Below are 8,812 nucleotides of genomic sequence, written 5' to 3' on the forward strand. Positions count from 1 at the left end.
GCGCCTGGCGCCGCAAGGCCCCGGTGGAGTCGCTGATGCCGCTGCGCCTGGCCCGCTACGGCGTGCCGCTCGCCGAGACCGCCCCCTCCGGCCTGACGGCGGCGGGCATCGAACCCGCTCTCCTGTCCCCGCTTACCGTCGAGCAGGGTCCCGCTGCAGTGCAGGCGGACGCCCTGGCACTCGAAGCCCGAACAGCCGGCCGGGGACAGCAGCCGGAGCCGGTGAGCACGGAGGCACAGCGTGTCATGCAGGCCCAGCCGGTGAGCAGCGGGCAGCCTCGTGAGCAGGCGTCCATCGACGACGCCGACGGACGCTTCGCCAAGGCCTACCAGTTGTGGCGCTCTCAGTTCCAGACTGAGCCCACAGCCGCCCAGTTTGCGTCCTTCCTCCGAGACGAGTTCGGTATCTCTACCGCGGCCGGTGGTCCGCTCTCTGATGACCACTTGCTGCCCCTGCTCAGGGTCTTCCAGCAGCACTACACCTCACCGGCCGAAGCCCCTCCCCCTCCGGGCGACACGGAACCGGCCGCAGTAGACGAGTCGTGGGACGGGCTCTTCTACAGTGCCTGGCTCACGTACGCGCATCAGTACGGCCAGTACCCCGACGCAGCCGCCCTCGCGGCATACGTGTGCCAGCGGGACGGCATCACCGGAGCCGACGGCCAGCCCCTCACAGGCGAGGGCCTGGAGGGCTTCGTCGCGGTTTTCCAGGAGCGCGAGTTCGGCGACGGTGACTCGCAGGGCGAAGAGACGGACCATGCAGCTGGCGAACAGGCACCTCCAGCACCCGCCTCGGCCGAGACTGATACCCAGCAGACACCCGCCATTGTGGGAGCACAGGCTGCGGAGGGGAAGCAACGCCTCCGGGTAAACGCTGCTATTGCCAATGAGGAGACCGCGCCCGCGGAGACGAACAAGGAGAGCGATCTCACCGCCGTCGACCGCTACTACCTCGCGTGGGTGGAGCACCAGAAACAGCGCGGCGCCGAGCCCACAGACAAGCAACTGTCTGCCTACCTCGACGAGAAGGGTGTGCAGGGCCGCGGCGGGAAGCCGATCAGCCCGTCCACGCTGCGCAGGTACCTCCTGTCCTTCCGTGCCTACGGCGTCTGGGCCGAGCACCGGATGCGCGATGAGGCGCCCTTGGCCGATGCCGTGGCGCGGGACTGCGCAACGCGCGGGATCACCGCCCAGTACAACAACCCCATCACTGCTACCGACATTACGAAGCAGGCCCACGACTTTGAACGCCGCTGGAAGGCTCTCGCCCGTTTCCGTACCGATGCCCAGTGCTGATGCCCCACTCGACGCGCGGGCCTTGCTCATCAACTGCCCCGTAGATACGGAGTCGCCGCGAACCCCTGATCGGCTGCTGGGAGCCGTTTCTCTGTGCCCGGATACGCTGCCGCCATGATTCGTGCAGTGGTGTTCGATGTCGGTGAGTGTTTGGTGGACGAGACCCGCGAGTATGGCACCTGGGCCGACTGGCTCGGCGTTCCCCGACATACCTTTCATGCCATGTTCGGCGCGGTCATCGCGCAAGGCCGCGACTACCGAGAGGTGTTCCAGGAGTTCCGACCCGGTTTCGACTTGTTTGAGGAGCGCGAGCTTCGGGTGGCCGCCGGTCAGCCGGAGGCGTTCGATGAGCGGGACCTGTACGAGGACGTCCGGCCAACGTTCAGGCAACTACGGGCGGACGGCCTGTGGCTGGGCATTGCAGGCAACCAGACAATCCGTGCCGGAAAGCTCCTACGCAAGCTATTCGCGGAGGACGTCGACCTGATCGGCACTTCGGACGACTGGGGCGCCAGCAAGCCAGCTCCCGAGTTCTTCCAGCGCGTTGCCGAGGCTGTCCCCTTCCCTAACGACGAAATCCTTTACGTCGGTGACCGCGTGGACAACGACCTGCGACCGGCGGTCATGGCAGGCATGCATACCGCGCTGGTGCACCGCGGCCCATGGGCAACCATTCAGTGGCGGACCACGGAAGCCGAAAAGCTCCCGGCCTTCAGGATCGAGAGTCTCCTTGAGCTGTCCGGGCTGATCCTCAACTTCAACGAGTCAGCGCACTGACCGTCGTCGACCAGCCATACAGTCGGTCGTCCAGCTCTCGCACACACCGCTCGTTCTGGTGCGGCGCCAGCACGCGCCGCACCTCCCGCACTCGGTCCATTCCCATCGCATACCAGGTCCGTTCCAGCTGATCGAGTGCCCGTAGCGCGTACCTGCAGGCCTCCTCAGGCTGTCCGGCAGCGGCCTCTACCGCGGCCAAATCGCCAAGTACAACGGTGGTCTGCTTCTCCTCGCTCAGGTCAAGTGCGCTGAGTACAGCGACGAGGGTCTCGCGTGCTTGCGGCAGATGCCCGGCCTTCAGCTGCGTATTACCCTTAAACGCAGCTAGTCGTACAGGACTGAACCAGTCCAGCCATGAAGGATTAGCATGCTCGGAGCCCGCAGCTAAGACATCCTCAGCATGGCAGATCAAATGCAGCGCGGGGCGCGTGTTGCCGCACCGGGTCTCGCACTCCGCCTCGACCGCATCCAGCCAGGCAAGCAACTCCGCCGATGCAGGCCCGCGCCGCGCGTAGGTACGCGCAGCCACCATGCGCTCGACGGCCTCGTCACGACGTCCGCCCCACGCCGGAATGAATGCCGTGTGAGCGAGCGCTGCGGCACCGAGGAGCGGGTCATCTGCCTCGCCCGCCGCTTGGAGAGCGCGCAGCAGCGTCTGGGTTGCGTGATCCGGCTCGCGAAGGTCGAAGAACTCAATCCGGCCGGCGAGTAGGTACGTCTCGGCGAGCGCCGCGGCCACTCCCCGTCTGGTCTGTCCGGCCGTCTCGGACAGTAGGACCAAGCCCAGAGCGGCGTGCGCCATGGCTGAGGGATGCAGTGCGGCGGGGGCAACCGACCAGTACAAGCGCCGATGCGCGCGCGTCACCGCCTCGAAATCAGCCACCACGCTGGCTGGTTGGAGCACGGCGGCGGCCTGTGTCGGAACCGAAGCCAATCCGACCGCAGCCGCTGCCGTCGCCAGTGCAGACCGGCGCCGTCGCTCGGGCGTCACGCCAGTCGGCGAGATGAATCCGAGCGCCTCGAGATCCTGGCCGAGCAAACGCGAGAGCGCCTGTCCCACCTCTGGCTGCGGCCACGGCGGTGCCTCTGACTCCCAACGGCGTACCTGACGTACTCCCACCCCGAGCGAGTCGGCGAGCGCCTGCTGGGACGGGTAACCCGCCGCCACCCGGGCGGACTTGAGCTGAATGTTGCCTGCGGCTCGTGCCACTACACACCTCCGTCTTGCCTCAATCGACAGTGTTACAGCAGGCCCTGCTTCTTACTAGTCACCACCTACAAGGCTCGCTAAAAGTCCCTTTCTCGGCCGATAAAAGACCTCTGAAAGTCCTCGGAAAGGGACATCAACAGGGCCACTCTTGACGCACCGTGCTCCACGGTTACGGAGTGTATCGATGAGTGCCACATGCCCTACCAACCCTGTTGTCCTCCAGGAGGCGACCGTGTTACCCCGGTGTTCGAACGACGGCACGTCTTTGACAGTGATTGAAGCTAGTCGGCTGCTCCGAATCGGGCGGCGGTGACTGCTGATGACGCTCACAGAGACAGCCGTTCGCCTCGCACCCCGTCTGCACGAGGACCGGCCTGATGCCATGGCCGTATGGTTCGATCGGCAGCTACGGAGCCCGTGCCAGCCGATGCCGCCTCAGGATGCCCGTCGTGTTCCGCAGATGCGCCGGCTCGTGGCCGCCCGGCTGCGTCTGTGTGGATTACCTGAACTCGTTGAGCCCATGAAGCTGTTGACGAGCGAGCTGGTCACCAACGCGCTGGAGCACGGAGACGGCCCGGTGTCTCTGCTCCTCTCCTGTTCAAGCGAGACCGTCCGGCTGACGGTTGACGACGGCTCGCAAGAGAGTCCCCGGCTGGGAGCGCCGGAGCTGGATGCCGAGAGCGGGCGGGGGCTGTGGATTGTCGAGTCCATCGCTTCCGAGTACAGCGGCTCCTGGGGTGTCAGCCTCGACTGCACGAAGACCTGGTGCTGTCTCACAGTGCCCGCAGCAAAGGAACCTGCCGTCTGATGACCGCTTTGGAGTCCACGCCGGCGCAACAGACGTCAGCGGCCTCATCGGCCATGGACATGGGTGACCTCGCAGAGTTGGTCCGCTAGCCCAAGCACTCGCAAACCACGGGCCCCGCGGTATCGAGCGGACCGCCGCTCTTCTTCCTCCTTCAGATATTCAAAGCCCCCGCGCACCCTCGGCGCGGGCCGGATCTGTCGGGTGTCCACCGCGGTGCGCACCCGACAGACCTCATTCCCCCGCCCCCATTCCCGCAGCCGTCAGGTCTCTTCGAGGCCGCCCGGGAGACAGACTGATGACGAATCACCGCACCAAGCGCGAGGTCTCAGCGAATCGCGCAGCAGTTATCGCCCAGAAGGCGACCGTGGTCCGCCGATACACCTACGAGGGCGCGTCTATGGCGGCGCTCTGCCGTGACTACGGCGTGGGAATCGGATGGCTGCGGCGGCAGTTCGACGTCTGGGACGTACCCCGGCGCCCGCGCGGACGGACTGCCTACGCAGCCGGGCAGGAGACATCCGCCGATGAGAGGGAGCGGGCGGCGCTTGCTCAGCGTCTGGCGGAGCCCGGCCTGCTCGAGCAGAGCCTCGTCCTCGATCTCAGCTCAGCCCGGGTGTCCGGCGCAGGCGTGAGCCGGCTGGCGGTGCCCGTGGGCGGGGTTCGCGTAGCGGGGGAAGTGACCGTCGGGAACTGGGGCGAGGCACTGATCGTCATTCTGCAGCTGGAAGCACATCCAGAGCGGTATCCCAAGGTCCGCCAGCGTAAGCCGCTCGGCTCGCCGTGGGAGCCGAGAACCATCTGCTGGGGTACCTCTACGCCCGTCGATGACTGGCCCACGCGAGGCCGCATGTTCGGCTACCACGAAGCCGGGATCAACGAATACACCGCCGCTCACGCCCAGTCGTCCGCGCCCCTCGGCCAGCGCTGACCGCACGCCTCAAGGCTCCACAGCCTGGTTGTCCGCGTCAGCGGCATGCCCCTCTACCAACGGCCCCCCTCGCCCTCCACTCGGCTGCAAACACGCCGAACGCTAGCCATAGACAGCCGCTTCCCAGCGGCGCGTCTCCACGGCGGCCACTCCCGGACCCGCCTGATCGACCCTCGGGCCGCAGAAGCCGCTCTGGCTCCCCCAGAACTAGGGCTTCAGCCTCCTGCGGCCCGGCGGCTCCCCCATCCCGTTTTGAGGACACCACCCCCCATGTCTTGCTTACTTACCCCGATTCCGCAGGCAGCTGAATCCGCATCTGTGCACTCGGAGGTGCACTGATGGCCGCCGATGTCATAGACCTGATCGTTCACTCTGCAGGACGAGACCATGAGCTGCGTCTCGCCATGGAAGACCTGCAAATGGACCGCTGGCGCGCAGCGCAGCAACTACTTCGAAGCACCGGAACGAACTGGGCTTTACGGACGTCGCGCAGTCAGGCTCTGGCCGTGGGCGCCGCCAAGAGCCACGCCATCGAAGCATGGCGGGAAGAAGAGCCCGGCAGTGTGAGCGGGCTGATGATGTGGGCCCGGGTACTGACGCAGCGGGCGATCTACGCCTTCCGTGACGGTGTACGCGGTGAGGAGTTACGCCGCGCAGCCTATGTCGCAGACCAGGCGTGCAGGGCCGCGGCAAGCGCGTGGCCGGAGGATCCGGTACCGGGGGTTTGTTTCCTCGCTTTGGCGCAGACCGACGTCGATCAGTCATGGCCGCACAGTCGGCTGAACTGGTTTGTGCACAGGGACGGCTTTCTGCCGCCAGGACCGTGGACAGTGCTGAACTGGGTCCACGTCCGTGATCCGTACAACCGGGAGGCCTACCACCGGGTCCTTCAGGTCCTGCAGGCCCGTGGGGCGGGTGACCTGGACTTCGCTCTGTGGGTGGCAAGCACAGCACCCGAAGGCGCTGCGGTGACGCTGCTGCCCCTGTACGCATTCATCGAGACCTACCGGCGCTCCATCGCACAGAGCCAGACCACCAAAGTGATCGCCTTCTGGGCGACCGACCAGAAGGCCCACTACGCGCGGCGGGGCCTTGAGTGGTGGTTCAACGCACCTGCGCCGGGACCGGCATCAGCCGGCCAGAAGCGGCAGGCTCGCGACCCGCGCACCTACTCACTGACGGATCTGAACCATCTCGCACACGCCCTCAGCGCCACCGGCGTAGGAAACGCCGCAGACGTCTTCACCGCGATCGGCCCTTACGCCACCCCCGCACCGTGGGCCCACGTCACCCAGAACCCTGCGTGGTGGCAGGACGATTTCCGCTCCGCACGCAAGAGAGCCCTCAGAGACCGCAACGGTCGCCGATGAGCAGTCGAGCACCTCCGCCCTCATGCGGGCCATGCCTGGCACACCACTCCGCCCCCTACAACCAGAGGATTTCTCCGTTGTCTCCGAGTAGAGCCCATGCACGCCTTGACGATGATGCCGCGCTGCGCGCGCATGGCTACCAGCCCGAACTGACCCGCCGGATGGGAGGGTTCGGCAACTTCGCGATCAGCTTCAGCGTGATCTGCATCCTGGCCGGCGGCATGACCCTGTTCGGCTACGGCATGAACACCGGCGGCCCCGCCATCATGATCTGGGGCTGGGTCGGCATCGGCACCATGACCCTAATTCTGGGGATGTGCCTGGCCGAGGTCACGTCCGCCTACCCCACCTCCGGCGGCCTCTACTACATGGCCCACCGTCTCGGCGGACCCCGCTGGGCGTGGGTGACCGGCTGGCTCAACCTCCTCGGCCTGCTCGGCGCCATCGCCGGCATCGACTACGGATGCGCCCTGTTCGTCGGCGCGTTCGCCAACCTGCAGTGGGGCCTGACGCCCACGCCCGAAGCGACGATCGGGATCTTCGCGGCCATCCTGTTACTGCACGGCGCCCTGAACGCGGCCGGGGTGCGCCTGGTCAACGTCCTCAACGCGATCTCGGTGTGGTGGCAGCTCTTCGGCGTCGTGCTGATCGTCGGGACGCTCACCCTGGCCCCCGCTCAGCACCAGTCGGTGTCCTTCGTGTTCGGGCACTACAACAACGGCACCGGCTTCTCCAACCCCGTCTACGTCGCCAGTCTCGGCTGCCTCTTGGCCGCGTATACGTTCTGTGGCTACGACGCCTCCTCCCACCTGTCGGAGGAGACCACTCAGGCGCAGATATCGGCGCCCCGCGGCATCGTCCGCTCGATCGCCTGGTCCTGGGCGGCCGGCTTCGTCCTCCTTGCAGGCCTGCTGTTCGCAATCCAGGACTACGACGGCACCCTCGGTACGAGCACCGGTGTTCCCCCGGCGCAGATCTTCATCGATGTCCTTGGCACCGGCATGGCCAGGGGACTGCTGGTCGTCGTGATCGTCGCTCAGCTGTTCTGCGGCAACGCGGAGACCGCCGCAGCCAGCCGTATGGTGTATGCGTTCTCGCGTGACGGGGCGCTGCCGTTCTCCTCGACCTGGCGGCGGGTCAGCCACCGCACCCGTACCCCCATCGCCGCGGTGTGGCTGTCCGTGAGCGTCGCCCTGGTCCTGGCGCTGCCGAGCCTGTACTCGCCGACCGCGTACGCCGCCGTCACCGCGATCAACGTCATCGGGATCACCCCCGCCTACGCGATCCCCGTCTACCTCCGCCTCCGCGCCGGTCGGGACTTCCCGCCCGGCCCCTGGCACCTCGGAGGCTGGAGCCGCCCCCTTGGGCTCCTCTCCGTGGTGTACGTGATCGTCCTGACGGTCGTTTTCTGCCTGCCGCAGGCTTCCCCGATCACCGCCGAGTCGTTCAACTACGCAGGCGTTGCGCTGGCCGTGGTCCTCGTTCTGGCCTGGGTCACGTGGATCACCAAGGGCAAGCGCGACTACAAGGTGCCCCCGCTCGGTTCCGCTGCCCAGAACGCTGCTCTTGCGGGGGATGTGCTGTGATGGCTGAGGAGATCAGCGACCGTCTCACCCGTGAACGGCTTGGTGAGCTCGTCCAGGCTCACGAGATCAACACGGTGATGCTCGGCGTCCCGGACCTGATGGGCCGCCTGAAGGGGAAGAGCTTCGACGCTCTCCACTTCCTCACGCAGCTTCCCGCCGGGTCGGAGATGTGCGCCTACATCCTGGCGACCGACGTCAACATGACCCCGCTGGACGGCTTCGGGCTCACCGGCTGGCACGAAGGGTACGGAGACCTGAAGGTCGTCCCCGATCTGGGCGCCATCCGGCGTCTGAGCTACCTGCCCGGCACCGTTCTCATCTTTGGCGACGCCCACGACCACAACGGCTACCCCATCCCGGTGGCACCTCGGGAGATGCTGCGCCAGCAGATCAAGTACCTGGCAGACCTCGGGTGGGAGGTCCGGGTGGGCATCGAGAGTGAGTTCCTGCTCTACCGCGGCAGCGCGGACCGCAGCCGCCGGGCGGGATACCGGGGCCTAAGGCCTGTGTCGCCCCACAACCTCGACTATGCCCTCGACCATCCTCCCAGTCTCTCCGCGTTCTTCGGCGCCCTCCGGGACGCGCTGCACCAGGCCGACGCACCGGTCGAGGCGATCAAGACGGAAGGAGCACCGGGACAGATCGAGGTCACGTGGCCGTACGGCGATGCGATACGGGCCTGCGACACGTACGCCGTGCACAAGCACGCTGTTCGGGCCATTGCCGCGCACCAGCGTATGACTCCGACCTTCATGGCCGCCCCCGAGACGGGCATCGGCTCCGGCCTGCACTTCCACGTGTCCCTGTGGCGTGACAGCGAGCCCGCGTTCGAGACGGC

6 protein-coding genes and 2 pseudogenes are annotated in these 8,812 nt (G+C 66.7%); 7 read left to right on the forward strand and 1 reads right to left on the reverse strand.

From position 1 onward, the window contains the following. A pseudogene (locus ACFVWD_RS56120) lies at positions 1-1,295 on the forward strand (hypothetical protein); the annotation flags it as partial. A gap of 114 nt (positions 1,296-1,409) precedes the next feature. Next, positions 1,410-2,072 (forward strand): HAD family hydrolase, encoded by a 663-nt coding sequence (locus ACFVWD_RS56125; RefSeq protein ID WP_389606741.1) that lies wholly within the window; start codon positions 1,410-1,412, stop codon positions 2,070-2,072. Here the strand turns inward: ACFVWD_RS56125 and ACFVWD_RS56130 are convergent. Then, complete coding sequence (locus tag ACFVWD_RS56130; RefSeq protein WP_389606743.1) at positions 2,053-3,282, reverse strand: helix-turn-helix transcriptional regulator; 1,230 nt, start codon at positions 3,280-3,282, stop codon at positions 2,053-2,055. The genes ACFVWD_RS56125 and ACFVWD_RS56130 overlap by 20 nt on opposite strands. Before the next feature lie 427 nt (positions 3,283-3,709). Between ACFVWD_RS56130 and ACFVWD_RS56135 the strand changes: the two genes are divergently transcribed. The 5 genes and pseudogenes from ACFVWD_RS56135 to ACFVWD_RS56155 all read left to right on the forward strand — a co-directional run. Then, a complete protein-coding gene (locus ACFVWD_RS56135) occupies positions 3,710-4,090 on the forward strand; it encodes an ATP-binding protein (RefSeq protein WP_389606748.1) in 381 nt (126 codons plus the stop codon). A gap of 295 nt (positions 4,091-4,385) precedes the next feature. Further along, positions 4,386-5,018, forward strand: a complete 633-nt coding sequence (locus ACFVWD_RS56140) for a DUF6302 family protein (protein ID WP_389606744.1) — start codon at positions 4,386-4,388, stop codon at positions 5,016-5,018. A gap of 338 nt (positions 5,019-5,356) precedes the next feature. Beyond that, a complete protein-coding gene (locus ACFVWD_RS56145; RefSeq protein WP_389606746.1) occupies positions 5,357-6,388 on the forward strand; it encodes a hypothetical protein in 1,032 nt (343 codons plus the stop codon). A 161-nt stretch (positions 6,389-6,549) separates the two neighbouring features. Next, the gene (locus tag ACFVWD_RS56150; protein ID WP_389606749.1) at positions 6,550-7,974 is read left to right on the forward strand and encodes an amino acid permease; all 1,425 of its coding nucleotides are present in this window, start codon (positions 6,550-6,552) and stop codon (positions 7,972-7,974) included. Further along, positions 7,974-8,812, forward strand: a pseudogene (locus ACFVWD_RS56155) (glutamine synthetase); the annotation flags it as partial. The gene ACFVWD_RS56150 and the pseudogene ACFVWD_RS56155, both read left to right, overlap by 1 nt.

The sequence above is a fragment of the Streptomyces sp. NPDC058086 genome, from assembly GCF_042885015.1.
Lineage (GTDB): Bacteria > Actinomycetota > Actinomycetes > Streptomycetales > Streptomycetaceae > Streptomyces.

Bases quoted from the DNA above. Each gene is read 5' to 3' on its own strand.
- ACFVWD_RS56125 (WP_389606741.1), top strand. From the start codon at position 1,410: ATGATTCGTGCAGTGGTGTTCGATGTCGGTGAGTGTTTGGTGGACGAG.
- ACFVWD_RS56135 (WP_389606748.1), top strand. From the start codon at position 3,710: ATGCCGCCTCAGGATGCCCGTCGTGTTCCGCAGATGCGCCGGCTCGTG.
- ACFVWD_RS56140 (WP_389606744.1), top strand. From the start codon at position 4,386: ATGACGAATCACCGCACCAAGCGCGAGGTCTCAGCGAATCGCGCAGCA.
- ACFVWD_RS56145 (WP_389606746.1), top strand. From the start codon at position 5,357: ATGGCCGCCGATGTCATAGACCTGATCGTTCACTCTGCAGGACGAGAC.
- ACFVWD_RS56150 (WP_389606749.1), top strand. From the start codon at position 6,550: ATGGGAGGGTTCGGCAACTTCGCGATCAGCTTCAGCGTGATCTGCATC.